Origin of the sequence: Loigolactobacillus binensis (genome assembly GCF_005405165.1) — a bacterium.
Lineage (GTDB): Bacteria > Bacillota > Bacilli > Lactobacillales > Lactobacillaceae > Loigolactobacillus > Loigolactobacillus binensis.
The window spans coordinates 151,671-177,968 of record NZ_BJDN01000001.1; the positions used below are offsets into that span (position 1 = coordinate 151,671).

26 protein-coding genes and 1 other annotated feature are annotated in these 26,298 nt (G+C 45.7%); of the genes, 17 read left to right on the top strand and 9 right to left on the bottom strand.

The features are described 5' to 3' along the window. Positions 1-13 precede the first annotated feature (13 nt). Positions 14-937, top strand: coding sequence for a Gfo/Idh/MocA family protein (locus tag FFM78_RS00735; RefSeq protein ID WP_137636522.1), 924 nt, complete (start codon positions 14-16; stop codon positions 935-937). A gap of 112 nt (positions 938-1,049) precedes the next feature. Here FFM78_RS00735 and FFM78_RS00740 read toward each other — a convergent pair whose 3' ends face one another. After that, positions 1,050-3,032: an ABC transporter ATP-binding protein/permease gene (locus FFM78_RS00740; RefSeq protein ID WP_137636523.1), complete on the bottom strand. Its 1,983-nt coding sequence runs from the start codon at positions 3,030-3,032 to the stop codon at positions 1,050-1,052. A 392-nt stretch (positions 3,033-3,424) separates the two neighbouring features. Beyond that, complete coding sequence (locus tag FFM78_RS00745; RefSeq protein WP_137636524.1) at positions 3,425-3,670, bottom strand: hypothetical protein; 246 nt, start codon at positions 3,668-3,670, stop codon at positions 3,425-3,427. 386 nt (positions 3,671-4,056) lie between these two features. Here FFM78_RS00745 and FFM78_RS00750 point away from each other — a divergent pair, with 386 nt between their 5' ends. The 7 genes from FFM78_RS00750 (at position 4,057) to FFM78_RS00780 (ending at position 9,883) form a co-directional block, all read left to right on the top strand. Beyond that, the gene (locus FFM78_RS00750) at positions 4,057-4,971 is read left to right on the top strand and encodes an oxidoreductase (RefSeq protein WP_137636525.1); all 915 of its coding nucleotides are present in this window, start codon (positions 4,057-4,059) and stop codon (positions 4,969-4,971) included. Positions 4,972-5,051: 80 nt separating this feature from the next. Continuing rightward, positions 5,052-5,990 (top strand): alpha/beta hydrolase, encoded by a 939-nt coding sequence (locus tag FFM78_RS00755; RefSeq protein ID WP_137636526.1) that lies wholly within the window; start codon positions 5,052-5,054, stop codon positions 5,988-5,990. A gap of 17 nt (positions 5,991-6,007) precedes the next feature. Then, a complete protein-coding gene (locus FFM78_RS00760; RefSeq protein ID WP_137636527.1) occupies positions 6,008-7,156 on the top strand; it encodes a MalY/PatB family protein in 1,149 nt (382 codons plus the stop codon). 182 nt (positions 7,157-7,338) lie between these two features. Further along, a complete protein-coding gene (locus tag FFM78_RS00765) occupies positions 7,339-7,986 on the top strand; it encodes a C39 family peptidase (RefSeq protein WP_137636528.1) in 648 nt (215 codons plus the stop codon). 320 nt (positions 7,987-8,306) lie between these two features. Next, entirely contained in the window at positions 8,307-9,074 is a 768-nt protein-coding gene (locus FFM78_RS00770) for a threonine/serine exporter family protein (protein ID WP_223876972.1), read from the top strand. A 27-nt stretch (positions 9,075-9,101) separates the two neighbouring features. Further along, positions 9,102-9,545, top strand: coding sequence for a threonine/serine exporter family protein (locus FFM78_RS00775; protein ID WP_137636530.1), 444 nt, complete (start codon positions 9,102-9,104; stop codon positions 9,543-9,545). A 119-nt stretch (positions 9,546-9,664) separates the two neighbouring features. Next, positions 9,665-9,883 (top strand): hypothetical protein, encoded by a 219-nt coding sequence (locus tag FFM78_RS00780; protein WP_137636531.1) that lies wholly within the window; start codon positions 9,665-9,667, stop codon positions 9,881-9,883. Between the two features lie 210 nt (positions 9,884-10,093). Here FFM78_RS00780 and FFM78_RS00785 read toward each other — a convergent pair whose 3' ends face one another. Continuing rightward, entirely contained in the window at positions 10,094-10,852 is a 759-nt protein-coding gene (locus FFM78_RS00785) for an SDR family NAD(P)-dependent oxidoreductase (RefSeq protein ID WP_137636532.1), read from the bottom strand. Between the two features lie 129 nt (positions 10,853-10,981). Here FFM78_RS00785 and FFM78_RS00790 point away from each other — a divergent pair, with 129 nt between their 5' ends. The 3 genes from FFM78_RS00790 to sfsA all read left to right on the top strand — a co-directional run bounded on the left by FFM78_RS00790 (position 10,982) and on the right by sfsA (position 12,788). Further along, positions 10,982-11,404 carry a MerR family transcriptional regulator gene (locus FFM78_RS00790; RefSeq protein WP_137636533.1) on the top strand — a complete coding sequence of 141 codons (423 nt, stop codon included), beginning with the start codon at positions 10,982-10,984 and terminating at the stop codon, positions 11,402-11,404. A gap of 98 nt (positions 11,405-11,502) precedes the next feature. Beyond that, a complete protein-coding gene (locus FFM78_RS00795) occupies positions 11,503-11,997 on the top strand; it encodes a universal stress protein (RefSeq protein WP_137636534.1) in 495 nt (164 codons plus the stop codon). 68 nt (positions 11,998-12,065) lie between these two features. Further along, a complete protein-coding gene (gene sfsA / locus FFM78_RS00800; protein ID WP_137636535.1) occupies positions 12,066-12,788 on the top strand; it encodes a DNA/RNA nuclease SfsA in 723 nt (240 codons plus the stop codon). On the opposite strand, the gene FFM78_RS00805 is transcribed toward sfsA, so the two are convergent. The 5 genes from FFM78_RS00805 to ilvD form a co-directional block, all read right to left on the bottom strand. Beyond that, positions 12,772-13,707 (bottom strand): L-lactate dehydrogenase, encoded by a 936-nt coding sequence (locus tag FFM78_RS00805; protein ID WP_137636536.1) that lies wholly within the window; start codon positions 13,705-13,707, stop codon positions 12,772-12,774. The two genes, sfsA and FFM78_RS00805, sit on opposite strands and share 17 nt — an antisense overlap. A gap of 175 nt (positions 13,708-13,882) precedes the next feature. Beyond that, the gene (locus FFM78_RS00810) at positions 13,883-15,097 is read right to left on the bottom strand and encodes an MFS transporter (protein ID WP_137636537.1); all 1,215 of its coding nucleotides are present in this window, start codon (positions 15,095-15,097) and stop codon (positions 13,883-13,885) included. 147 nt (positions 15,098-15,244) lie between these two features. Beyond that, positions 15,245-16,219, bottom strand: coding sequence for a bile acid:sodium symporter family protein (locus tag FFM78_RS00815; protein ID WP_137636538.1), 975 nt, complete (start codon positions 16,217-16,219; stop codon positions 15,245-15,247). An 86-nt stretch (positions 16,220-16,305) separates the two neighbouring features. Next, on the bottom strand, positions 16,306-16,623 hold the full coding sequence (locus FFM78_RS00820; protein WP_137636539.1) for a metal-sulfur cluster assembly factor: 318 nt from the start codon (positions 16,621-16,623) through the stop codon (positions 16,306-16,308). A 95-nt stretch (positions 16,624-16,718) separates the two neighbouring features. Beyond that, positions 16,719-18,464 carry a dihydroxy-acid dehydratase gene (gene ilvD, locus FFM78_RS00825; protein WP_137636540.1) on the bottom strand — a complete coding sequence of 582 codons (1,746 nt, stop codon included), beginning with the start codon at positions 18,462-18,464 and terminating at the stop codon, positions 16,719-16,721. 831 nt (positions 18,465-19,295) lie between these two features. On the opposite strand from ilvD, the gene FFM78_RS00830 reads away from it, so the two are divergent. From FFM78_RS00830 to FFM78_RS00855, 6 genes are all read left to right on the top strand, one after another. Continuing rightward, a complete protein-coding gene (locus tag FFM78_RS00830) occupies positions 19,296-19,508 on the top strand; it encodes a hypothetical protein (RefSeq protein ID WP_137636541.1) in 213 nt (70 codons plus the stop codon). A 69-nt stretch (positions 19,509-19,577) separates the two neighbouring features. Continuing rightward, positions 19,578-19,822, top strand: a binding site (T-box leader). 233 nt (positions 19,823-20,055) lie between these two features. After that, positions 20,056-21,756, top strand: a complete 1,701-nt coding sequence (gene ilvB, locus FFM78_RS00835) for a biosynthetic-type acetolactate synthase large subunit (protein ID WP_137636542.1) — start codon at positions 20,056-20,058, stop codon at positions 21,754-21,756. After that, positions 21,757-22,239, top strand: coding sequence for an acetolactate synthase small subunit (ilvN, locus tag FFM78_RS00840; protein WP_137636543.1), 483 nt, complete (start codon positions 21,757-21,759; stop codon positions 22,237-22,239). It abuts the gene before it with no gap. Between the two features lie 326 nt (positions 22,240-22,565). Then, entirely contained in the window at positions 22,566-23,576 is a 1,011-nt protein-coding gene (gene ilvC, locus FFM78_RS00845; RefSeq protein WP_137636544.1) for a ketol-acid reductoisomerase, read from the top strand. 189 nt (positions 23,577-23,765) lie between these two features. After that, on the top strand, positions 23,766-25,037 hold the full coding sequence (gene ilvA, locus FFM78_RS00850) for a threonine ammonia-lyase IlvA (RefSeq protein WP_137636545.1): 1,272 nt from the start codon (positions 23,766-23,768) through the stop codon (positions 25,035-25,037). A gap of 18 nt (positions 25,038-25,055) precedes the next feature. Further along, on the top strand, positions 25,056-25,838 hold the full coding sequence (locus FFM78_RS00855; RefSeq protein ID WP_137636546.1) for an ABC transporter ATP-binding protein: 783 nt from the start codon (positions 25,056-25,058) through the stop codon (positions 25,836-25,838). A 47-nt stretch (positions 25,839-25,885) separates the two neighbouring features. On the opposite strand, the gene FFM78_RS00860 is transcribed toward FFM78_RS00855, so the two are convergent. After that, the gene (locus FFM78_RS00860) at positions 25,886-26,269 is read right to left on the bottom strand and encodes a Rid family detoxifying hydrolase (RefSeq protein ID WP_137636547.1); all 384 of its coding nucleotides are present in this window, start codon (positions 26,267-26,269) and stop codon (positions 25,886-25,888) included. Positions 26,270-26,298: the final 29 nt, after the last annotated feature.

Sequence of the window (26,298 nt, forward strand, 5' to 3'; positions counted from 1 at the left end):
ATGAGGTGAGCAGATGTTAAAAATTGGGGTTCTTGGCTTAGGTAATATTGCCCAAAAAGCCTACCTACCAGTAATGGCACGCATGCAAGATCAGGTTGACTGGGTGCTATGTACCCGTAATGTGGCAAAATTAAAGCATTTACAACAGCAGTTTGGTTTTCAGCATACCGCAGCGGATCTGGAGACGTTGTTAGCGCAAAAACCAGCCGCGATCTTTATTCACACACCCACACCGACCCATGCCGCTTACATTGAAAAATGTTTGCGCGCCGGCGTGCATGTGTACATCGACAAACCGGTCAGTGCCAACGCAACCGAAGTCAAGCGACTTTATCAATTGGCTGCCCAAAAAGGATTATTATTGACTGCTGGTTTTAATCGGCGTTTTGCACCGTTTAATGCGAAGCTGCGCCAACATCAGCCAGCACAACTAGTTTTAGTACAGAAAAATCGGGTCGCCACGGCACAGCCGGTTCCCTTTGTTATTTTTGACCTAATGCCCCACGTGATCGATACCGCCCTTTTCTTACTAGGCCAAACGCCAACTCAGTACCATTATCGGCTTTTGGCGCAGCAGGGAAACTTACAGCAAGCTAGTGTGGTTATGGCAACACCGACCGCTACAGCGTATGCTTTGTTGAACATGCAGGCTGGCGCGAATAGTGAAACGGCTGAGGTGCAAAATCCGCAGGGTATCGTCCGCGTCACTGATCTAGCGACTTACAGCGTTCAAGCTAATGGGGTCACCACCCAAGAACAGTTTCCTGATTGGACACCTAATCTTGAGCGGCGTGGTTTTGCGCCGGTCATTCGTGATTTTATCGCTGCCGTTAATGGCACGCAGGCCAATCCGGTTAGTCCAGCATCTAGTATTTTGACCCACGAAGTTTGCCAAAATTTACTGGCCTATGCGCAGCAAAATGGGCTGACTGATTAGGGGATTGCCAGTAAGCTTTAAAAAAAATCGAGTTTGAGTTCATGGCCATAACGCCAATGAATCCAAACTCGATTTTTTATTTGTTTATTAAGATCAAAATTTATATCAGAAACTAATCAGCAGACAACGCATCGATTGGGTTCAGCCGGGATGCTTTGCGGGCTGGTAGTAAAGCGGCAATGAAGGAAATTGCGATCGCCGCGACAACAGTAAAGATAATATTACCTGGCGTGATCTGTACCATATTGAATTTCACAATGCTATACAGCACGTGATTCAGACCGAGGCTGGCGGCGTAAGCTAGAACTAAGGCTAATGCGGCCGAGAATAAACCGATCAAAACCGATTCAGCAGTGAATAACCGCCGAATATCTTTTTTCCGTTCGCCTAAGGCCCGCAGAATCCCGATTTCTTTCGTTCGTTCAGACACTGACATGTACATGGTCACAATGATCATCAGAGCAGAAACGACTAGTGAAATACCGGCAATGGCTGCAAGTACGATCGACGCAATGCTGACGTATTGATTGACGGTGTCCAGCATATCGCCTACAGTAATGGCGCCAAAGGTGTATTTGCCGTTATCCTTAATACTAGTGATCTTTTTAGCTACTGATTTCACGTTTTTCGAATTATTAACGTTGACGGAGACAAAGTTAGCTTGAGTGTCGGCTTTGGCGTTGCTGAGTAAGTGCCGCATGGTACTGTAATTAGTGCCAGTGATTGCCCCAGTTTGCCCACCATTAGTGAAGCCAACAACCGTTAACTCAGCGGTAACTTGTACCGGATGATTGTTTTTGTCGATCCAAGGAAGGGTCAGCTTAACTTTTTTACCTAATAGCTGTTTATATTTTTTAGTGCTGGTCAGTGTGGCTGCCTGGGCTTTATCCAGTACGATTTGGTTCGCCTTTGGGGCATGGCCGGTTTTTACCGTATCACTGGCGTAGGCCTTGGTCCAAGTCTGGAAACCAGAACCATTGGCATTCTTACTGTTATAAGATAATGTGTAGGTGCTCAACTGGTAACCAGGTTCCACCTTATCCACATGTTTTAAATTTTGTAAATGGTTAACTTCTTTGTCGGTGAGTAATAATTTACTTGGGTCATTGGCAAATTGGCTCATTGATTGTTCAAATTTGGCGGTACTCATTTTTTTACCCGCCGGATTCTTCATGACGGTGATCGAATTTGGGTTGATCATCGAGTTGATCTGGTCCTGGATGAAGGCGTTGACCCCGTTACCGATGCCACTGAAAAGCAGAACCGCAAATAGGCCGATCGCTGTGCCTAACATGATCAATGAATTGCGCCAGAAGTTATAGGATAAGTGTTGGAAGGCATTTTTGTAGCTGGCCCCAGCCGATAAAACTTTTGGTTTAACGTTAGGTTGTTCAACGGTGGTTTTATAAGCTGGTTTCAAACGTGTATCGTCTTCAATTTTGCCGTCCGCTAAACGCACGATCCGAGTACCGTAGTTAGCCACATCTTGGGAGTGGGTCACGGTGATGACTAGTTTGCCTTCGGCCGCGATTTTTTCTAAGATTTCTAAAACTTCGGCGGTGTTTTTTGAATCCAACGCACCGGTTGGTTCATCGGCAATGATCACCCGCGGATTACTGGCTAAAGCACGGGCGATCGCGACCCGTTGTTTCTGCCCACCAGAAAGCTGGTTAGGGTGTTTTTTCAATTGGTCGCCTAAGCCGACTTGTTTCAATAATTCAATTGCGCGGTCTTTTTTCTCCCGATTGTTTAGATTGGTCATATTTAATGAAACCAACACATTGTCAACAATATTTAAATGGCTGATCAGGTTGTAGGACTGATAAATGTAACCGATCGTACCACGACGATAATCATCTAATTGTTTTTCTTTTTTATGGTCCAACAATTGGCCGTCAGCGCGAACCTCACCTTCAAAGTTACGATCGAGCCCCCCGATAATGTTCATTAACGTTGATTTACCACCACCGGATTCGCCTAGGATCGAAACAAATTCGCCAAGCTCAAAGTCCAGATCAATTCCGTTTAAAACGGGAAACTCTTCTTTGCCTAAAAAATAGGATTTATGGATGTTGTGTAGTTCTAAGAATGCCATGTTGGCACCTCCTCTTTTTTATGTACCGGGATACTATACAGAAGCGCCACCATGGTGTCAATCACGTGTGCACTTTTTACTGAAGTAACGTTTGGTGCTAAACGCTGCCTTTTTTATCCAACCGATCTAAAACTGCTGCTAGACAAACGAAAATCCAAACGGTGCGGTAGCGTTATGTAGGATCAAGTCACAAGCCAGCTCACTAACTCAATGCTCAAATTTTCGATCCTTGTAAAATATAAACTGTTTGTCAATGAATTGTATCCGGCTAAGGTGGGGACAATAACCCGACTTTAGGCGGATTGCATTATCGTGATTAATACGAATGAAAGGATGGACTGCCCGTAAAATAAAAATGGTGGGCACCAAATTTCGGTGCCCGCCATTTTTACTTATTCTTTATCTTTTTTTAAATGCCGGTAACTGACAACGTAGCGACCATTAATTTCTTCCATGATCTTTTGCGTGATCTTGCCACCAACTTCCAATTTGACTAACGCACTATTAACATATTTCTTAGCAATAACGCCAGTGCAATCAGGAATGCCTTGTTCCTTAGTCACATTAACTTGATCGCCGGTGACAAAGCGTTTACTTTGTTCGTTCTCTACTGGAACGGTACTATTAGGTTGTGCCACGTTAATCCTTCTTTCATTAATTGACACTATTTCTCATTAAATCAATTATAACACTTTTTAGGTTTGCTAGGCGTAGTGTAAGCTTAACCGACCAGATGGCTGTATTTGTGCAAGCGAAAGGAAGTATAAATTTAAACTGGCAGTGTGATTAACTAAATAAATAACCATCGTGATCTAAAAACGCTAACTGCTCGTTGCTAAAGGCCAAGACCACTGCGGCAGTTAACTAAGGTCATGGTAGTTACTGCTTGACTTCATTGATAAATCCGCTATATTCGAAGTAGTGAGAACGCTTTTAGATCGGCGTGTGGCTGCCGATCTAAAATACTAAAGGACTAACCAATAATAGCGCTAATATTTTGACATTGAAGGGAATCGGTGAGGATATGCGATCTTTTACACAGCAAGTGGTTTTATTGACAGGTGCTTCATCTGGGATTGGCGAAGCAACGGCGATTCGGTTACGGCAGCGCGGTTTTATTGTTTATGCTGCTGCCCGGCGCGTCGAGCGCATGCAGCACTTGGCGGGGTTAGGGATCCATCCTTTGGCCTTAGATGTGACGGATGAGGCTTCAATGCAAAATGCAGTCGCTCAAATTATGGCGCAAGAGCAACGGCTCGATATTTTGATCAATAATGCTGGTTTTGGCGAATACGGCGCAGTGGAAGATGTTCCCTTAACGGCTGGGCGGCAACAATTTGAGGTCAATGTGTTTGGGGCGATGCGTTTGATCCAGTTGGTGTTACCGATCATGCGGCGGCAACATTTTGGTCGGATCATCAATACCAGTTCCATCGGCGGGAAAATTTATCAACCGTTGTCGGCCTGGTATATGGGCACTAAGCACGCGCTGGAAGGAATGAGCGATTCGCTACGAATGGAGGTCCAGCCTTTTGGGATTGCGGTGGTTCTGATCGAGCCTGGTGCTACGCAAAGTGAGTGGGCCGGTATTGCTAAGGATAAGTTAACTAAGATCTCCGGGCATGGTGCTTATGCCAAGGCGGTACGCGATATGGCAGCACAACTTAGCTTATTTGCTAAAATGGGCTCCAAAGCAACGGTGATCGCGGCTTTAATGGAACAGGCCGCAACTGCGTCACGGCCACGAACGCGCTACGTTGGCGGTTTTGGCGGGCGTGCCTCAGTTATTGGGCGGCAGTTGTTGTCCGATCGGCAATTTGATAAGGTCATGACGGCCACCTTAGGGTTAAGTTACCAAATCTATCGGCATCAGCAAAAAAAGCATACGATTAAAAAAATAAAGATCTCTGGGGATAAAGTCAAAGTGAAGTATCGCTAACCTTTAGCGCAGAGGAAGGACGTCAGTCTAAGACGCCTAGCTTTAAACCAGTTGTTGATCCTCAATTAGGAGGCGATCACATGAAAAAATCAACGCAGCGGTTATTAACCGCTACTTTAGTAGGCAGCGCCGGCTTTTTGCTTGGCGGTTATATCACTTTTCAAGGTTCAACGATGAATTATCATAAGGCCAGCCGTAAACAGCGCGATATTGACTTTGATGATCGCGATCCCTGGGTATTAGAAAAACAATGGTATCAGGCCCAAAAACGTGAAGCCCGCCAAATTATTACGGCGGACGGTTTAACGCTACAGGCAGTTTTATTGCGGCAAGCGCAGGCCACAACAAAGGTTGCGATTTTAGCGCATGGTTACCACCATTCGTTGGAACAAATGGCGCCTTACGCTAAGTTATTTTTCGATCTTGGTTATAATGTTTTAGTGCCAGATGCACGGGGCCATGGCGATAGTGAGGGGCATACCATTGGTTTTGGGTGGCTAGATCGGCGCGACTATGTTCAGTGGGCTCAATTGATGACGCGGGAATTTGGTAGTCAGGCAACGCTACTATTATTTGGTATCAGCATGGGTGCCGCGACAGTCATGGCCGCCAGTGGGGAGGCTGATCTACCAGTAACCGTTAAAGCTGTGATCGAAGATAGTGGCTTTAGTTCGGTGGCTAAAGAAGTCAGTTATCGTTTGCGCACCCATTATAAAATACCCCAGTACCCATTTTTTCCGCTAATGGCGTTATTTGCTAAGGGGCAAGCTGGTTATTCGTATTATCAGGGTAATATTTTGAAGCAGTTAGCCCGCAGTCACACACCGACCTTATTTATTCATGGTGGTGAAGATGGCTATGTGCCGCCACGGGCTTTTCATGTACTTTACAAAACCGCACCGATGCGAAAAATGGCTTATTTTGTGCCGCAAGCGGACCATATTGAGGCCTATCAAGTCAATCGTGCCCGCTATGAGGCGGTACTTCGGCAATTTTTGACCCGGTTGAATTTACTGTAATGTAAGGGAGTTATGAAATGGATTTTGATACAATAATCGATCGGACTAACACTGGCAGTTATAAATGGTTATTAGCGGATCAGCCGGCCCATAAAGCGGTCACGGCGATGACTGTGGCGGATATGGATTTTGCGACCCCTAGTTTTATTCGCGATAATTTAATGCCCCGCTCACCAATTCTGGGCTATACAGCGACTCCAGCCAGTTATTTTACGGCGATCATTAACTGGCAGGCGCAACATCATCAGGTAACGTTGACCCCGGAACAAATCATTCCCCTGACTGGCGTTTTACCAGGAGTTTCTTTTGCGTTACGCACACTGACCCAGCCAAATGACCATGTTTTGATTTTTGATCCAGTTTACGCCCCATTTGCAAGCGCGATCCGTAACGCTGGCCGCCAAGTCCTGAATTATGAATTAACGATCGACGAGCAAAATCAATATTGTATTGACTTTGCCCAAGTTGAGCATCTATTGGCCACACAACGCGTACCAGTCATGATTTTATGCAATCCGCAGAATCCTAGTGGCCATTTATGGTCCAAAGCCGATCTGACTAAATTGGTGGCTTTAGCCAAGCAATACAATACTTTTATTATCGCCGATGAAATTCATCAAGACTTAGTTTATCAACCAGCTGACTTCACATCGCTATTTGAAATCCCGGGAACTGCTAGTGTAGGTTTAGTGATCACTGCGGCCACTAAAACCTTCAACATGCCTGGGGTTAAAAATGCTTATTTGTTGGTTAAGGATGGCTACTTAGCTCATCAGATCAATGCATTGATCACCGCTGAATTTGGTGCGGAAATTAACATATTTGGGATCAACGCGACAACCGCAGCGCTGACCAAAGGCGAACGGTGGCAGGCAGAACTGTTGGCTTATTTACAAGAAAATCGGGATACCGCGTACCGTTTATTTGCGGACAGTTCAATCAAGGCAATGTTGCCCCAAGCTACTTATTTGATGTGGCTTGATTTCAGCCAAACTGGTTTAAGCGACGATGTGATTGAACAGCGACTGATCAATGACGCTCAAGTTCAGCTCAATCGCGGGTCGCAATATGGTGCCAATGGTGTCCACTGGTTCCGCTTGAATTTTGCCACGCCTAAATCGCAGTTGGTGGCCGCAGTTCAACGGATCATTGCAACCTTTGGGTGAACAAAGTACGGCAGCATTGCTTGCAAGCAATTGATTTGATGTTGGGTTTAGTGGTGGTTAAAAAAAACGGTAACCGCCTGATGAAAAATATTTGTTATAATACAAATGATTACTTTTGTGGAAGTTTAGCGGGACTGATTGCGACTTTTACAAGCAATATTTGATAAATGAGGTAGCGTATTTTGAAAGTAAAGAAGATAGGGCGCGGGTTGCTGGTATTAGTGCCGTTGTTGGCGGTGGTGATCGCTAGTTTATTATTTGTGGGCTGGCATACGGTTCCCAGTGGCACTTCGGCGCCTGTGGCTTTGGAAAATGGGTGGGATAAGCTGACCAAACAACAGCCGGTGGCCTTTCAGTTACAGGTTGCTGCTAAAGCGCAGCGGCCGGTGCTGCCAACTGGCTGTGAGATCACCGATGTGGCCATGCTGCTGGCTTTTCGGGGCAAACCGCAGTCGTTAACTAAGATTGCTAACGAAATTCCGTATACTGATGATCCGGAAACTGGGTTTTGGGGCAATCCGTTTACGGATACCGGTTATACGATGTATCCACCAGCGTGGCGTAGTTATTTTGAAAAACATTTAGGCAGTTTTACTGACCTTTCTAAAAAGCCAGTCAGTACTTTTCGGACTGAATTAGCGCAGGGTAAACCGATCGTAGCTTGGGTCAAAATGCACGGCTTCCCGGCCCACGCGATTTTATTGACCGGCTATGCGCAGGATAACTTTGTTTATAATGATCCTTGGACTGGTAAAAGCGATCGCCGTATCAGTGGCCAGCAATTGTGGCAAAGAATGGCCTCGCAACATTATCGGGCAATGACTTATTAATAAACTGCTGATCACCAGTTGTTTTCCGGCTGTTTTTAATAACGCGGCTAAGCTAGCGGATGGGGATAAAACTGACCTGCCTTTAGTTGCGCGCATGATGCTAAAAGTCGTTAACTATAACTAGTCCAATAACCGTATTCTGGTTATTGGACTAGTTTGCGTTAGGCAGAAAACTGACTTTTGCGCGATACTTTCTGCTTTATTAAGCGCATGAACTGAATCATGGCGAGTTTGCAGCGAGGCAAGCAAATTGAATGCCGTTTGCATTTAATAAAGTAAAAATTTGGCGTTGTCAGAGGTTACTTTTGCCGATATACTAGATGCAACTGGGGGTGGCGCAGGTGGCTGAGCAGAATGAAATCTTAGATACTTGTTTGATGGCGGGACGGATCATGATCGAAAGTGGTTCAGAAATGTATCGTGTGGAAGATACGATGCAGCGAATCGCTCATAATGCTGGTGCCAGCGCCAGCAGCATTTTTTCAACACCGACAGGCTTATTTATGGCGTTACCGGACCAAGATGTTGTGCAGATCCAACCAGTGACTACACGGACGATTAATCTGGAAAAAGTGGACCGGGTCAACGCGTTATCGCGGCAATTCGCTGATCACAAGGTGACCTTAACTCAGTTGCATTCACGGTTACGATCGTTGGATCGAGATGTACCGTTTTTTCCGTTATGGTTACAGATCATTGCGGCGGCTGTAGTTAGCTGCACATTAATGATCATCTATGGGGGTGTTTGGGCGGATTTTATTCCCAGTGCTTTAGTCGGTGCCGTGGGCTACGCGGTTTTTTACTTTATTCGTGAGCGGTTAACGGTAAGTTTTCTCAGTGAATTTATGGCGGCGTTCACGATTGGGTTATTAGCCTGGCTATTAGTGCATTGGCATTTAGGCCAAAGTTTGGATATGATCATTATTGGTGCCGTTATGCCGTTGGTGCCGGGGGTGGCGATCACTAATGCTGTGCGTGATATGCTGGCGGGACATATTTTATCCGGTATTGCCCGTGGCATGGAAGCTTTATTCAGTGTCAGCGCTATTGGTATCGGTATTGCGCTGATTTTTCGGTTCTTCTCTTAAGCAGGCTTGTAAACTGGAGGTGGCAAAATGTGGGGCCAAATTATGTTACAGGCAGTGTTTAGCTATTTAGCGACGGTGGCCTTTGGGATTTGTACCAACGTGCCACACCGGGCATTAAATGCTTGTGGCTTAACGGGGGTTGCCGGTTGGTTGGTTTATTGGGGACTGGTGCAATTTAAATTAGGTCACATGTTACCTAATTTAGTGGGTGCTTTCGTGATCGCTATGGTCAGTTTATTCTTTGCCCGGCGGAATAAAATTCCGGTGATCATTTTTAATATTCCTGGTTTGGTGCCGCTGGTACCAGGTGGGATCGCTTACCGGGCAGTGCGCTCCTTTGTATTAGGTGATTATACGCAGGGGATCGGTTTTGCCGTGCAGGTCTTAATGATCGCAGGTGCGATTGCGGTGGGATTTATGCTGGCCCAATTGGTTGGCTCACCAAGCCAATTATTGAAGCGCAAAGACTGACTGTTACCGTTGCCATCAAAATTTTACTTAATTGTAATAGTATTTTCGTGAAAATGATGATATAACAGTCGTAAGTTGAATTTTGGCTTAAAATCTTTTTGGGAAAGTAGGCAGTGATCATGTTTTTTAACAAACCGATGGATTATTGGGTAACTGGTATTTACACTGTGGCGAATATGCGCAAAACCGAACACTGCATCATGCATAACGCCACAAAACGGGAGGCCAAGCAACAGATGCTGAATTATTTGACTAACAAATTAAGTCAATATGACGGTTCTTATGCAGATATTGTGGCCATCAACGTGACCAAACCGACAGCGGCTAAAATTAATTAATTCAAGTTAACAAAGCGTGCCTTATGGAACACGTTTTGACTAGTTGGGAAGTATAAACAAAGGGTTGTGACATAAATGACATTGTCACAGCCCCTTTTTTAATTCGGTGCGTGTTAGGTCATTTTAATTAATGGCTCAGGTTAACAATTTGTTTAGGCGCAACGCCGGTTAAGCTGACGCAACAGTGATACTTGCCGCGCAAGCATCATTTCACCAGGCGACAGTGCCGGCGGTATTGGTAAAGGTGGCCGTAGTCAAATCAGTGGGATCGGTTGCCAATTCAACGGTGCGGGCAACGCCGGTGGTCAAGGGTTTAGCCCCCATTTGTTTGGCCAATTCTGGGGTAACACCGCCGAATTCTGTGGCAACCATTCCGGGATCAATTGCGTTAACGGTGATCGGCAATTGTTTTTTGTGTAATTCCTTTGCTAACTGGACCGTATACATGTTAGCCGCTGCTTTGGCCGACTGATAGCCAACAGCGCTGGCGTTGTAAACCGTTGAAGTTGGATTCAACGCCTCAGTTTTAGAGCCCATCATACTAGAAATATTGATAATCTTGGCCTGCGGACTTTTTTGTAGAAGTGGCAACATTTTTTGTGTGACTGCGATCAGGCCGAAAAAATTTAAGGCGAAGTCGGCCTGTAGATTGGTTTGGCTAATATTGGACGGCATTTGCCTGTGATCAAAAACTGCCCCGGCGTTGTTGATCAGAATGGTCAGGTAACCGTATTTAGCGGTAATTTTTTGTGCAGCTTGGTCAATTGATTCCGGATCAGTGACATCTAGTTGAACTAAGTCAGCCTGAAGACCGTTCTGGGCGAGCTTGGCAATCGCTGCCTGACCATTGGCAAGGTTACGTGCACCTAAAATGACTTGTTGGCCCTTTTGACTGAGCTCTTTGACGATTTCTAGGCCCATACCGCGATTGGCACCAGTAACCAGCGTTAATGTTTTAGTTGAATTCATAATTGTCCATCCTTTCGTTGTTGCAAAAAATAGGTAGCCGTTGATCAGCTATCTTTTATCCTTAATTGCTAATTTAACACGCTGGTGTTACACTAGCGCAAATAAAATTTTAAAAAAGGAGCCTAGCTAATGCACGCAATTCGCGAGGTAGCGACACAATTTAATTTAACTTATGATGCCTTACGTTATTATGAAAAAATTGGGTTATTGCCAACGATTCACCGCGATCGACAAGGTCGCCGCGAATATTCAGATGATGATTTGGCAGTGCTGAATAAATTAGTTCATTTACGTCATTTAGGTGCTTCGGTTGCAGAGACGCGGCAAATACTGGCATTATTTCAGACGAAACAGATCACAACTGCAACTTATGACGCCGGCTTGGCTATTTTAGCGCATTTAGATCAGGAACTGGATCGCCGCAGCGCTGAACTTAAAACGCAAAAAGCTTTTTTGGCCGAAAAAACGGCCCGGATCCAGGCGGAACATAAGCAGGCCCTGATGCAGGATCTAAAACCGGTAGCAGTAGATGGGAAAGCGATAGGTAAGTGACTTCTACAACATGACACTTGCTATTGGTAAATCGAACCGGCTATAATGGAATTAGGATAGGTTCATGCTAGACCAGAAAAGTGAGGTATAGATAGAAGATGAGCGCAAAAAATACGCAGGATCCATTAGACTTTGAAGTGCAAACGATGGCATTTCGGCGGCTTTTAGTGGCCGTGGATGAGGATGATTCGACCTCGTCAATTCGCGCTTTTAACTATGCGGTAACATTGGCTAAGTCATACCACATTCCCTTAGCTGTGGTGACCATTTTAGAAACTAGTGACTTAAATATCTATGATTCCTTATCACCGGATGTTTTGGCTAATCGCCGGGAGGAAGTTTTGGCTAAGGTCAATCACTATGCTGCCAAGGCCAAGGACTTCGGGGTGATCGAAGTTTCATCACTGATCGGTGAAGGCAAACCAGGTAAAGTTATCGTTGAACGGGTGATCCCAGAATGGCAGCCGGATCTATTGATCGTCGGTTCAGAGACCAAGGAAAAAGGACGGCTATTTATTGGCTCACAGGCCAGTTATATGGCTCAAAATGCCCCGTGCTCGGTGATCGTAGTCCGGGCAAATGACGGCTATTAATGACAAAAAATAATAAGGCGCCCGGCGTTAACGCTGTGCGTCTTATTTTAATCTAAGGAGCGATTTGTTTGGAATATCCCAACAGTTATTTGGCCCAATTTGTGGCGCGACCTAATCGGTTTGTGGCCACTTGTCGCTTAAATGATGAGCTGATCAAAGTTCACGTTAAGAATACAGGCCGCAATAAAGAAATTCTGAAGCCAGAGGTGCCAGTGGCGTTGGTTAAAAGCGCTAATCCGCAGCGCAAAACGCAATATGATCTGGTGGCGGCGCAGGTTGGCTCGCGTTGGATCAATATTGATAGTCAAGCCCCTAATCAAGTGGCGTTTGACAGCATTCAAGCTGGTACGATCCAGTTACCGGGAATTGCGACTGCCGATATTTTAACCTTAAAGCGTGAGGTGACTTTTGAAGATGCCCGCTTTGATATTTTTGGCAGTACTGCGACCCAGCCATTTTTTGTGGAATTAAAAGGGGTGACCTTAGCCAATGGTCCATTGGCGGCTTTTCCTGATGCCCCAACTAGTCGGGCAGCTAAGCACGTGGCGACCTTGATTCGTGCACAGCAAGCAGGCTACCAAGCCTATTTATGTTTTATTGTCCAGATGAGTGCCATCAGTAAAATGACGATCTACGCCCAACGTGACCCCACTCTGTATGCCGCGATTTTGCAGGCGCAAAAAGCCGGTGTTCACCTACTAGCCTATGGCTGTACGGTGACACCGGCAACACTACAAGTTACTTATCCGCTAGTTCTCGACTTAACGCAGGTGTTCACCGAAGTGAGCTAGCTGCTAATGAATTGAGATGTTTTTGAATATAAACAGCTGAATGATTGAATTCTTGTTGTTCAACTTTAGTTAAACCAACATCGACGACGCGCAAAACGCCGGTACGGCCGATCAAGGTCGGTTGACCGATATACAATTGGTGTTCGGCGTCCCAGCTGGAAACCGGTAAAGTGGTGTGCGCGTCGCTAAAAATAGCTTGGATCACGGTAACGGCCGCCGCCGCGATCCCATAATTAGTGAAGCCTTTGCCGTTAATGATCTGCCATGCGCGACTGCGGATGGCTTTTTCTAATCCAGGAATATCTGTGTCGTGTTGCGCCAGTAAGTCTTTGATCGGTCGGGTGCCCACTGTGATCGTTGACCAAGCAGTGAATTGTGATTCGCCATGTTCCCCTAAATTGTAGCCTTGAATATCTTGAAGAAAAACGTGGAGGATCGCTGCTAAAGTCCGCCGCATCCGCATAGTGTCTAACAAAGTACCGGTGCCAAAAACCTGTTGGTAAGGCAAGCCTGTCAATCGTTGCAAATAGGTGGTGACAACATCACAAGGATTGGCAATGTTCAGTAAAATACCATGAAAACCACTAGCCATGATTTTAGGCGCAACCATCTCAACCACCCGACTGGTAACAACTAGCTCGGCCTGGCGATTATTGACGTCACCACTACTAAAAATTGAGCTGTCGCCAGCAGCCAAGATCACGATTGCGGCATCGCGCAGCTGGCTAAAATCTTGAATCATGATCTGTGTGTGCGTGATCAAACCGGCTTGGGTGTCTTCCAGGTCCAGTTTTTCGGCTTGTGCCACCTCTTCGTTTTGATCGATCAATACGAGTTCATCGGCAATTCCCTTAGTTACAAGCGTATAAGCAACGGTAGCGCCAACGTGACCAAGACCAATAATTCCAATTTTACGCACAAAAAAACCTCCTCAAAAATTAGCGGGAGTGTGACAAAGTGATTTGCTGCAGAAGTAGGTGCAGCCGACTTTGTTCATGAGCAAACCGCTTTTGACACAACTCTTGTGAAAGCGTTTACTTTACGTTTTTAGTATACACGTAATCACTAACTAATGCGAAAATTTTTTGGGAAATTCAGGCTTCATTTTCGGTGGGGTGTAATAGTGGCCGACTGGCAAAGTGGATCACGATCAAATTAATCAATAATAAAATGGCGGTCATCACGAAAACGCCCCGATAATCAAATTGGCCTGAGATAACGGCACCTAACATCGGACCGATAACACTACCGATGGCTTGGAAGGATTGATTGTAACTAAAAATACGACCAAATACGCTTTGCGGCACATGTTGGGTCATGATCGTTTGCACAGCAGGTAACAAAGCTGCGTCAGATACACCGACTAGTAAACGCAAAAAGCCAAGCTGCCAAATGTTTTGGACAAAACTCATTGGAATAAAAACTAAGGTGGCGAATAATAGGCCAACTAACAGTACTTTTTCTGGGCCAACGCGGTCACTTAAAGCGCCTAGACTAGGGGCACTGATCAAGGTGACGACACCCGGTAAAGCAGCGATCACGCCACTAACCATGGCGATCGGACCGTGCTGATGCAATAATTCCCCAACGAATAAACTGATGATCGGCGTGACCGACATATTGGCCGCCTGAATGATCAAGGTGGTGATAAACATACCGATGATCAATTGAGGGTAATGTAGCCGTTGGAAAATTTGTTTCGTAGGCAGTAGATCAGCCGGTGCAATCGGTGTGAATTGTTCGTGAACTAACAATAGAGTTGCCACAAACACAATGGCCATTAAAGCCCCAGTGACAAAAAAGGTACTACGGTAACCAAAAGTACCAGCGATCACACCGCCTAATAACGGGCCTAAAAGCGTGCCGACCACGTTGCCGGTGGCTAAAGTTCCCATGGCTTGACCGCTGTGTTCACGTGGTGCTGCGGCGGCAACGATGGCATTGGCGTTGTTGATATAGCCAGAAAAACCGCCTTGTAATGCGCGTAAAATAATTAAACTAACGATTCCTTGGACCATACCACAAGCAGTGATCGTAAAAGTCATCCCTAAAGCAGCACGCAGGCACATGATCTTGCGGCCGTGTGCATCGGCCAAACGTCCCCAAAATGGTGAGACGATCGCCTTAACTAAAAAAGTGATCGCAAAGGCCGTGCCGCTGAGCAGCGTCAGTTCTGATTTACTAAAGTCACCTAAAGTTTTAATAAACAGTGGCAAAAACGGCATGGTCATGGAGAAGCCCATGCCGGTCATAAAGTTACCGGCCCAAAGTACGGCGAGGTTTTGCCGCCAAGTGGTCATTTTTTGCATAAACTCGCCTGATTTCTAGAAAATAAAATAGCCGTAAACGCTGATTAGATTTATTATAACTTAAATTTGTTGAATAAAAATAGAGCCGCCGTTAATTTTCCGGCGCGGCTCTATTTTTATTAACTACTTAAACGGTGTTTATGCGGTTTAGCTGTGTTGTAACGTTGTTTTGGCCGCTACGAGCTGTTCGTCTTTGTTAGCCTTATTGCGCCAATAGGAAGATAAGACGGAGCCGGAAATGTTGTGCCAAATACTGAAGATTGTTGATGGAATCGCCGCTGCCGGATGGAAATATTGCATGGCCAGCGTTGCCCCTAAGGCTGAATCCTGCATACCAACTTCAAAGGTGATCGCCTTGCGTTGCGGATAATTTAGCCGAATAATGTGGGCGAATAGGAAACCTAGACCATATCCGGATAAGTTATGGAGCATGACTACTGGGATCACTAAAGCTGTTTGGCCTGTGAATAAATGTGCGTGATTAGCAGCAAAAACAGCACAAACGATCAAGAGGATCGCGGTTTGGGATACTAAAGGTAAAACATGATTAACGGCTGCGATCCGATCGCCAAAAATGGTATGTACTAAAACACCTAGAAAAACGGGTAGTAAGACGATCCGGATCGCCCCTAAGAATAATGAGGCCGCCGGGATGGTCACCCACTGGCCGGCGTATAATAACAGTAATGAAGGCAACATGATCGGTGCTAGTAAGGTCGATAACATCCCAATGGAAACGTCTAAAGCAACATCACCACCAGCTAAGTAGGCCATAACATTGGAGGAAGTGCCACTTGGACACGAGCCAACTAAAATAACCCCAACGGCAGTGGGCCCTGATAAATGAAAAATTAGACAAAGTAAGTAGGCGATCCCGGGCATGATCACGTAATGAGCAACTGTACCGGCAATCACCGGCCATGGCCGCCGCAAGATCCGGGCGAAGTCTTTGCGACTTAGCGTCAACCCCATACCGAACAAAACGACGCCTAGTAATAGTGATGTATGGGGTGCAATGGCGGTACCAAAACTAGGAGCGAAGAAACTAAATGCAGCAACAACAACGACTAATAGGGTAAACCATTTGCTGACCCAATTACCAACGGCTTCAACTTTTTGCATATAAAAACCTCCAATGTATGTGAACGGACTCAGTGGTCAGTGCCACCAGTCACGAATTTAAAAATAATAAAATAATAATGAAAACTTTAGTGAACGCCTAATGCGATGCGCGCATACCGGCTCATTTTGTTAATATCCCAGGCCGGCTCCCAAACCAAATTGATTTTAACTGCGGTCACTTCTGGTAAATCGGTTAACGCATTGTCGATCATTTGCTCTAACACATCAGAAATGGGACAGCCCATCGTGGTTAAAGTCATGGTGACGGTAACCACGTGATCAGTCAGGCTTAAGCCGTAAATTAAGCCGAGATTGACCACATCACAACCAAGTTCCGGATCGATTACCGTACTAAGCGCTGTTAACATACGGTCTTGTAAATCAAGGGCAGTCTTTTCTACCATGTTACCGACTCCTTCCACCGTTTTTGTGTATAAAGTAGGGACAAAAGGCGTTCCAATACTCTTGCTGGCGTCTTTTATCCCTACCCGATAAATGATTATTTTTCTGGACCAAATAATTCATCGGCACCTTTCATGATGCCGCCAGTATTGGCCGAAGTTACTAAATAGGTATAGCGTGCTAAGTAGCCTTGCCGAACTTTAGGCTGGAACGGTTTCAATTCCTTACGCCGTTCTGCAAATTCTGCTTCGGAAACTTTAACATTTAAGGTCCGTTTGATCATGTCGATGGTGATCTCATCGCCGTCTTTGATCAAGGCGATGGGGCCGCCAGCGGCTGCTTCTGGAGAAATGTGGCCAACGGCGATCCCGTGCGTCGCACCGGAGAAGCGCCCATCAGTGATCAAACCAACATCGCGCCCTAGGCCACGTCCAACTAGGTCAGAAGTCGGGTTCAACATTTCGGGCATGCCGGGGCCACCTTTAGGGCCTTCATAACGGATAACAACCACGTCACCTTTTTTAACCGTACCATCATCGATTCCGGCAACGGCTTCATCATGGGAATCGAAGCAAACTGCTTTACCCGTGAAGACCCGAATGTCAGGATCAACCCCGCCAACTTTAAGAACGGAACCATCAGGGGCGATATTACCATAAAGTACAGATAGGCCACCTTCGTTAGAATAAGGATCAGCCAATGGCCGAATAACTTCATGGTTCAAACTCTTTGCGCCCGCAACATTTTCCCGCAAAGTTTTACCAGTGACCGTTGGCCGGTCGGGATGGATGATGCCTCCTTTTTCGATCAATTCATTAATAATCGCAGGCATGCCACCTGCTTCATGCACGTCCTGCATCGTCCAGGAAGATGATGGAGCGATTTTAGCCAAAAATGGCGTTTTGGCGGCAATGGCATTGATATCGCGTTCGCTGTAATCAACGCCGGCTTCGTGAGCGATCGCTAACACGTGCAAAACTGTATTAGTTGAACCTCCCATAGCCATGTCAAGTGCAATACAGTCGTCAAAGGTTTCTTTAGTCAAAAGATCACGGGGCCGAATATTATTTTTGACGACGTTCATTAATTGTTTAGCGGCTTGGCGTACAAGATCACGGCGCTCTTCAGAAACTGCTAAGGCCGTGCCGTTATAAGGTAACGCTAAACCACTCATTTCCATCAAGCAATTCATTGAGTTGGCGGTAAACATACCCGCACATGAACCGCAACTTGGACAAGCGTTTTGTTCCAATTCAAGGAAATCTTCTTTACTTAGCTTGCCGGACTTAAAGGCGCCGACGGCCTCGAACATGTTGGATAGCGTTACTGCTTTACCGTTTGGATCCAGGCCGGCCTTCATGGGACCACCGGAAACAAATACGGAAGGGACATTGGTCCGAGCAGCGGCCATCATCATACCAGGTGAGATCTTATCACAATTAGGCATGTAGAGGACACCATCAAACCAGTGCGCGTTGACCACGGTTTCAGCAGCATCGGCGATAATTTCTCGACTTGGTAAGGAATAGCGCATCCCAATGTGGCCCATGGCGATCCCATCATCAACACCGATCGTGTTAAACTCAAACGGAATACCGCCAGCTTCACGGATCGCTTGCTTAGCGATGTCGGCAAGCTCACGTAAATGAACGTGGCCAGGGACGATTTCAATATAGGAATTACAAATTGCGATAAACGGTTTCTTCATATCGTCGGTATTTTTAACTTTACCAGTGGCGTATAACAGACTACGTCCCGGTGCGCGATCCGTGCCGACCTTAATTTCGTCACTACGCTTCTGCATATCTTTACCTGAGATCGAAAAATTCAAGGTGTCACTCATTTGATCAGCTCCTTTTATGATTAAAAAATGTGAATTCGATTAGGAAAACATGTAATGGTGCAAATGTTAGCACCATTATTTTTAATCGTCAACTGCAAAAAATAATAAACTTTTTTCTAAAAGCCTGTTGACATAGCATATATGGCCGTGTAAAATTAGCCTCAATCGAAATAAAATTTAATTTTTATCTAATCTAATGGCTTCGACGAGGAAGAGTAGTCGGTAGCAGTACCTGAACAGAGAGCCTTGTAAGCTGAGAGAGGCAGTACTGTTATTGATGAAAGTAACCTTTGAGCTGTCCGGCTGAATAAAGTAGGCGGGATTGGGAGTGCCCATTATCGCACCAACGCATCAACTCTAAAAGGGATGAGCTAGCTCGTTTCTACGTTTGTGTTTTATCTACAGGCTCCAAGCAGACGTAGCATTCTGTTTTTTAGAAGTTTGTGCGCGGCAGAGGCATTTACGGTGACGTAGATGTAAATTAAAGGTGGTAACACGCGAACAGCGTCCTTAGTGATCTAATCATAGATCACTTTGGGCGCTTTTTTTTGTGGAGTGCGACAAAAGGCGCTCAGCTTCTGGAGTATAACCTAGCTTAGTGATAAAGAGACACGCAGTGGCTCGTTCGCTAAGCGTAGTTATACGGAAGAAGTTGCCTTTTGAAGCACGTTCGCGCCAACAAGCGCGATTCCACAGCCTTTAGACTAGATTGTTCTTTGACAACTACATCTTGAAGGCGGCATCTGGATCCAACTGTATCTGAGTAAAGATGACTAGTGTCCTTGGCTAGTGACTCACCGTTATTGTTGATTTTGAAAGGGGAATACCATTATGGAAACAACTTATGAAATGATCGTCTGCGCGAACTGCAACCATACCGTACCTAGCGGCAACTTCTGTACTTGCTGCGGACAACACCTCTTTGAAGAACAAGGGCATAACGTATTTAGTACCAGCTTCTGCGTCAATTGCGGCGCCCAAACACCGAATGCAAAGTATTGTAGCGTTTGTGGGTTTGAAAAAGATTTTGATCGTTATTTCTAAAAAAGTGTTGACAATGAGATAATACCAAGCGTATTATGAGCAATATAGAAATTCAATTACATTTAAATTAATACTGTGTTGATGAGCAAAAGTATTTTTCCTGATTTGATTAAGCGAACCGCGTTTGGTGAGAGGCGGTACCAATTAGGTTAAAGAAAATCGGCTCTGAGCAATGAATCGAAACTTAGTAGAATTCACTGGCTGCCACCATTATCTGGCTAGCGTATCGGCATTTTATGCCTGCACGTGAAGAGGTGGCTACGGCAATGTAGCTACGAATAAAGGTGGTACCACGTTAATATAACGTCCTTCAAGATATAATTTTATCTCGAGGGGCGTTTTTTTATTGGCAATAACGATTTACTGAAGCATTGTTCTCAAATTAGTTTGATCATTAGTTTCCAGAAAAGTGCATGTCACCGCCTTTTAGAGCCGCTGTTAAAACAATTTTAAAAAAAGTTTCAAAAAGCAGTTGACAATTTCAAAAATAAGAGTAAATTAAGTTACATCAATTCTAATCGTATTTTAATCAAACGGAGGTGAGCAGATGCAAGCACCAGAAGAACAGGCCATGCCAGAACGTAATGGCGCTGAATTATTGCTTGATACATTAACTGCACAAAATGTCGAAATGATTTTCGGCTATCCGGGTGGCGCAGTCCTCCCGCTCTATGATGCCGTTTATCGGCAACAATTCCGCCACATACTTGTTCGTCATGAGCAAGGGGCTGCACATGCTGCTGAAGGTTATGCCAAGGCAACTGGTAAACCGGGGGTTGTCTTCGTTACTAGTGGACCTGGTGCCACTAACGCGATCACCGGGATTGCCGATGCTATGATGGATTCCGCCCCGATCGTCGTTTTTACTGGCCAAGTTGGGACTGGCGCGATCGGCAGTGATGCCTTTCAAGAAGCTGATGTGCTCAGCATGACCGCTTCGATCACGAAAAATAATTATCAAGTGCATGATGTTCGCGATTTACCACGGATCATCAACGAGGCCTTTTATGTTGCGACTACTGGTCGTAAGGGGCCCGTCTTGATCGACCTGCCTAAGGATATTGTTAACGCCACAACTAATGCACCCTTACCGGCTGCGGTCAACTTACCACAATATCGGCCAACACCAGAAATTGATAAGCGGCAGGTAGCGGCGTTGATGGCTGCCTTGAGTCAGGCTCATAAACCGCTACTCTTAGTCGGCAATGGCGTTCACGCCGCCGCAGCGCAAACCGAAGTGCAACGATTTGCGCAGCGTTACCAAGTCCCAGTTGTTTCGACATTATTAGGACTTGGGGTCATGCCCAATGCGTCACCGTTATTTCTCGGTATGGGTGGTATGCACGGTGTTTATACGGCTAACATAGCGTTATCCGAATGTGATCTGTTAATTAATGTAGGTTCGCGGTTTGATGATCGTTTAGCAACCGCTCCACAAAAATTTGCACCTTACGCGACGATCGCGCACATTGATATTGATGCGGCTGAACTTGGGAAGATCATCCCAGCCACCTACCCAATCGAAGGTGATGCCAAAGCCGTTTTACAATTGATGTTACGTAGTTCAGCAACTAAACCGGAAGTCAGTGCTTGGCAGCAACAGTTACAACAATGGCAAGCGGCACATCCGTTAAGTTACGAAAAAGGCACAGCGGAGATCAAACCCCAGCAAGTTGTTGAATTAGTGGGAGAGCTAACTCACGGCGATGCCTACGTGGTCACCGATGTCGGGCAACATCAAATGTGGGCGGCACAGTATTATCCGTTTAAACATCAGCACCAATTGATCACCAGTGGTGGTTTAGGCACGATGGGCTTTGGTATTCCGGCAGCAATTGGTACTAAGCTAGCTGCACCGGACAAGCAAGTGGTTTTGTTTATTGGTGATGGCGGTATCCAAATGACCAGCGAAGAGCTGGAAGTGATCGCAGCTAATGATCTGGATATCAAAATTGTACTATTAAATAACCACATGTTAGGGATGGTTCGGCAATGGCAAGATTTATTTTATGATCGTCGTCGTTCGGCTACGGTTTTTGACCATCAGCCTAATTTTACTAAGTTAGCTGAAGCGTATGGGATCACAGCACATCATCTTACCGATCCGCAAACAGTTGCCGCCGACTTGGCCGCCGCTTTTGCCACAACCCATGCCGCGCTGATCGAAGTGGCGATTCCGGAGTTAGAACCCGTTATGCCAATGATTGCACCAGGTAAGCCGAATAATGAAATGATGGAGCGTGATTAAATGCGGCGAGTACTTACTTGTTTACTAAGCAATGATCCGGGCGTACTGAATCGCTTTACCGGCACGCTGACCAGACGGCAAGTCAATATCAACAGTATTTCGATCAGTCCGGTAGGTGATAACAGTGCCTCGCGGGTAACGGCCATTGTCTATTTAGATAATGAAACAACCGCCAAACAGCTAGTTGCACAGCTGAATAAGCAAATTGACGTGCTGGAGATTCATGATATTACGGATCAACCACATGTTGAACGTGAGTTAGCGTTGATTAGAGTCAACGCAGCTGCGAACAAACGGGCGGAGTTGTTCGCAATGGTGCAACCGTTCCGCGCTGACGTCGTGGATGTCGCACTGGATTCACTCATGTTACAGATCACCGGTTCACGTGATAAGGTCAATGCCTTACTTCGCGTGGTTCAACCGTACGGTGTTACTCAAGTTGTCCGAACAGGGGTTGCAGGCTTTACCCGAGCAGAAGGCTAGAGTGTGACAAAGGGCGCCCAGCTTCTGGAATATAGCCTAGCTTGACGATAAGCTACACGCAGTGGAGCGTTCGGCAAGCGTAGCTATATGGAAGAAGTTGCCCTTTGGAACACGTTTTAGCTATTCAATGTGAGTGAACCAGTCAACAATCGCGTTCAACTTCACAATGCTATCTCAAAAAAGCCTGAAACATAGGTTCCACTAATTGTAGGTCACAATTTTCAGAACTTTCTATTATATAGGAAGAAAGACGAAAGTTTGCGATAAATTTGGTTACAGAAAACAGTGTGGTTACTGTTTTCAATTCGAAAAATGGAGGGTTTTATATGTCAGTAGAAATGTTATACGAGAAGGATGTCACCACTAATTATTTGGAAGGTCAAACAATTGCCGTTATTGGTTATGGTGCTCAAGGTCATGCCCAAGCAAACAACTTCCGCGATTCCGGTTTCCACGTTATCATCGGTGTTCGTCCTGGTAAATCATTTGATAAAGCTAAAAAAGATGGCTTTGAAGTTTATTCAGTTGCGGAAGCCGCTGAAAAAGGTGACGTTGTTCAAATGCTGACACCAGATGAAGTCATGTCGGACGTTTATAAAAACGAAGTTGCCGACCATCTGAAACCAGGCAACACACTTGGCTTCTCACATGGCTTCAATGTTTATTACAAAGAAATCGTACCTCCAGAATTCGTTGATGTTACGATGATGGCACCTAAAGGCCCAGGTAACTTATGCCGCCGGACTTATAAAGAAGGTTTTGGTGTTCCCGCACTTTATGGTGCTGAACAAGATGCAAGTGGCCATGCCGAAGATAAATCAAAAGAATTGGCTAAAGCTAACGGCGCCGCTCGTGCCGGACTATTGAAGACAACCTTCAAAGAAGAAACTGATGAAGATCTGTTCGGTGAACAAAACGTCTTAATGGGCGGGGTCACTGCCTTGATCGAAACTGGTTTTGAAGTTTTGACTGAAGCTGGCTATTCACCACAATTGGCTTACTTTGAAGTTGAACATGAAATGAAATTGATCTGTGATTTGATCTACGAAGGCGGCTTCAACAAGATGTATCAAGACTGCTCAAATACTTCAGAATATGGCTCATACGTTGTTGGTCCTAAGGTCGTTGGTAAAGAATCGAAGCAAGCCATGAAAGATGCTTTGACTAACATCCAAAACGGTAAATTCGCTAAAGAATTTATGGCTGATTACCGTGCGGGCTTCCCAGAACTTTATCGTTTACGCGAACGTTCAGCTAACTCACAATTATCACAAGTCGGTGCGGAATTACGTGCCCATATGCCATTTGTCAACGATGCTGACAAATATAGTGACTGATCGTTAGGGACAGCGTTTGTGCCAAAAGCGCTTAAAATGAGCGTTGGAAAAATGAGTCAAGGGTAACTTGGTCCCTGGCTCTTTTTCTTTACATATCGCCAGTCTAACTGGCGAAACTATTCATAACACATAATGCAGTACAGATAATTTTAAATTTGCATGACCAATAACTTGAAGGGATGTGACTAGATGGTCGCGCTACAATCCGCATTACTTACTAAATCTGACGTCGACAAAGCTTATGAGGTGTTGCGGCCGATTATTCGCCACACGCCATTACAATATGATGTTTATCTGTCACAAAAATATCATTGCCAGGTCTACTTAAAACGTGAAGATCTACAAAGTGTCCGTTCATTTAAAATTCGTGGCGCTTATTACGCTATTGCCGATACACCGGCAGAACAGCGAAAACACGGCGTTGTTTGTGCCAGTGCCGGTAATCATGCCCAAGGGGTGGCTTGGACCTGTCATCAAATGCGCGTACCAGCGACAATTTTTATGCCGGTGACGACACCTAAACAAAAGGTAGGCCAAGTGAAGTTCTTTGGCGGCGATGATGTGACCATTAAGCTGATCGGTGACACCTTTGATGCCGCCGCAGCTGCAGCGGAAGCTTTTTGTCAGGAACATCAGCAGACTTTCATTGCACCATTTAATGATAAGCGAACGATGGCTGGCCAGGGAACCTTAGCAGTGGAAACTTTAGCCGATGCCGCTAAGGCCGGGGTCAACGTTGACTACATGTTTGCTGCAATTGGTGGTGGCGGCCTGATCAGTGGTGTGGCCGCTTACGTTAAAGGCACCAATCCAACGACAAAAGTAGTTGGCGTTGAGCCGGCTGGTGCTGCTTCCATGAAGGCGGCCCTGGCTACTGGGGGACCGATTGCGCTTAGCGAAATGGATAAATTTGTGGACGGGGCTGCGGTGGAAAAAGTCGGTGATCTGACTTATGCCAACGTTAAAGCATATGTCGATGATGTGATCGCCGTACCGGAAGGCCAAGTTTGCAGCGCCATTTTAGATTTATATAGCAAAGAAGCCATCGTAGCTGAACCGGCCGGTGCCTTAAGTGTGGCGGCGTTAGCAGATCAACAAGAAAAAATTGCGGGCAAAACAGTCGTCTGCGTGGTCAGTGGCGGTAACAATGATATTAACCGCATGCAAGAGATCGAAGAACGTTCCTTGATTTTTGAAGGTTACCAGCATTACTTTATCGTCAATTTCCCGCAACGACCAGGCGCCTTACGGGAAGTGGTCAGCGAAATTCTCAGTCCCGATGATGATATCACTAAGTTTGAGTACACCAAGAAAGTTAATCGCGGCGAAGGGCCTGTTCTGATCGGTGTTCGCCTAGGTGACAAAGCCACGTTACCTGGTTTGCTGGAACGACTGGCACAGTTTGATCCGCATTATATCAACTTAAAAGAGAATCAGATGTTATACACAATGATGGTTTAGTCTTGTGGAGGTGAAGTCATGGCAAAAATCTTAGATTTCAAAAATGTATCTTTAGAGCGTGGCGACCGGACAATTTTGAAGCATATTACTTGGACGACGCAGACTAAGGAAAATTGGGCGATCTTAGGTTTAAATGGTGCGGGTAAAACCACACTTTTAAAGTTGATCTATGGTGATCTCTGGCCCACTACTGGTCGCTTAGAAGTTTTAGGTGGTGTTTTTGGGCACACCTCAATTCCTGAATTACGCCGCAAAATTGGCTGGGTCAGTACTGCCTTACAAGATGCGTTACATGTCGGCGACCGGGTAGAAAAAATCGTTTTATCCGGTAAATTTGCCAGTATTGGTGTTTACGAGGCGTATACGCATGCCGATATGGCGCAAGCTAAACAGATCCTTAGCCAAATGGGGGGCGGGGATTTGATCGGCAAACGTTATCAAGTTTTATCTCAAGGTGAACGTCAGACGGTGCTGATTGCACGAGCTTTGATGGCACAGCCGCAATTATTGATCTTAGACGAACCTTGTAATGGGCTCGATCTGTTTGCCCGCGAACGTTTGTTACAGCGCGTGGCTAGGCTGGCGGAAGCACCAGATAGTCCGGCCTTGTTATTCGTTTCGCACTACACAGAGGAACTGCTGCCGTGCTTTCAAAACGTTTTGTTATTACGTGATGGGCAGATCGTTCGTCAAGGAACGCGTGCGGAGTTGCTGACTAAAGAAGTGCTGTCTGATTTTTATCCAGCACCGATTCAGACAGCGACTTTAGGTGATCAGCGGTTGGCTGTTTATCCGCAATAAGAGTGAACGCAAAAAACGCGCAGCCACTACGGTGCGCGTTTTCCAACTTATTTAGTTGCGATGAATTCAATTTCGATCAATGCACCAGCTGGTAATTTTGCAACTTCAACGGTGGAACGGGCCGGTAACGCCGGCGCATCAGCAAAAGCGGCGGCGTATAGATTGTTGACGGTGGCAAAGGTAGCCACATCGTCGAGAAAAATCGTGGTTTTAACGATGTCGGCATAAGTCATGTTTGCTGCGGCTAAAACTTGACCAATATTAGCCAAAACTTGTTTAGTTTGACCTTGGATATCGGTGGCCACTAATTGACCAGTGGCAGGGTCGAGCCCGACTTGGCCGGAAGCGTATAAGGTACTATCGACTAAAACAGCCTGCGAATAAGGCCCTAAAGCAGCAGGTGCTTGGGTTGTGGCAATTACTTTTTTCATGAGAACACTCACCTCAAAATATAGATTAA

Coding starts and splice junctions, on each gene's coding strand:
- FFM78_RS00750 (WP_137636525.1), top strand. CDS start 4,057: ATGCGATCTTTTACACAGCAAGTGGTTTTATTGACAGGTGCTTCATCT.
- FFM78_RS00855 (WP_137636546.1), top strand. CDS start 25,056: ATGGCAAAAATCTTAGATTTCAAAAATGTATCTTTAGAGCGTGGCGAC.
- FFM78_RS00735 (WP_137636522.1), top strand. CDS start 14: ATGTTAAAAATTGGGGTTCTTGGCTTAGGTAATATTGCCCAAAAAGCC.
- FFM78_RS00780 (WP_137636531.1), top strand. CDS start 9,665: ATGTTTTTTAACAAACCGATGGATTATTGGGTAACTGGTATTTACACT.
- FFM78_RS00770 (WP_223876972.1), top strand. CDS start 8,307: ATGCAACTGGGGGTGGCGCAGGTGGCTGAGCAGAATGAAATCTTAGAT.
- ilvD (WP_137636540.1), bottom strand. CDS start 18,464: ATGAGTGACACCTTGAATTTTTCGATCTCAGGTAAAGATATGCAGAAG.
- ilvA (WP_137636545.1), top strand. CDS start 23,766: ATGGTCGCGCTACAATCCGCATTACTTACTAAATCTGACGTCGACAAA.
- FFM78_RS00810 (WP_137636537.1), bottom strand. CDS start 15,097: ATGCAAAAAATGACCACTTGGCGGCAAAACCTCGCCGTACTTTGGGCC.
- FFM78_RS00815 (WP_137636538.1), bottom strand. CDS start 16,219: ATGCAAAAAGTTGAAGCCGTTGGTAATTGGGTCAGCAAATGGTTTACC.
- FFM78_RS00785 (WP_137636532.1), bottom strand. CDS start 10,852: ATGAATTCAACTAAAACATTAACGCTGGTTACTGGTGCCAATCGCGGT.
- ilvC (WP_137636544.1), top strand. CDS start 22,566: ATGTCAGTAGAAATGTTATACGAGAAGGATGTCACCACTAATTATTTG.
- FFM78_RS00740 (WP_137636523.1), bottom strand. CDS start 3,032: ATGGCATTCTTAGAACTACACAACATCCATAAATCCTATTTTTTAGGC.
- ilvN (WP_137636543.1), top strand. CDS start 21,757: ATGCGGCGAGTACTTACTTGTTTACTAAGCAATGATCCGGGCGTACTG.
- ilvB (WP_137636542.1), top strand. CDS start 20,056: ATGCAAGCACCAGAAGAACAGGCCATGCCAGAACGTAATGGCGCTGAA.
- FFM78_RS00795 (WP_137636534.1), top strand. CDS start 11,503: ATGAGCGCAAAAAATACGCAGGATCCATTAGACTTTGAAGTGCAAACG.
- FFM78_RS00860 (WP_137636547.1), bottom strand. CDS start 26,269: ATGAAAAAAGTAATTGCCACAACCCAAGCACCTGCTGCTTTAGGGCCT.
- FFM78_RS00820 (WP_137636539.1), bottom strand. CDS start 16,623: ATGGTAGAAAAGACTGCCCTTGATTTACAAGACCGTATGTTAACAGCG.
- FFM78_RS00755 (WP_137636526.1), top strand. CDS start 5,052: ATGAAAAAATCAACGCAGCGGTTATTAACCGCTACTTTAGTAGGCAGC.
- FFM78_RS00790 (WP_137636533.1), top strand. CDS start 10,982: ATGCACGCAATTCGCGAGGTAGCGACACAATTTAATTTAACTTATGAT.
- FFM78_RS00775 (WP_137636530.1), top strand. CDS start 9,102: ATGTGGGGCCAAATTATGTTACAGGCAGTGTTTAGCTATTTAGCGACG.
- FFM78_RS00830 (WP_137636541.1), top strand. CDS start 19,296: ATGGAAACAACTTATGAAATGATCGTCTGCGCGAACTGCAACCATACC.
- FFM78_RS00760 (WP_137636527.1), top strand. CDS start 6,008: ATGGATTTTGATACAATAATCGATCGGACTAACACTGGCAGTTATAAA.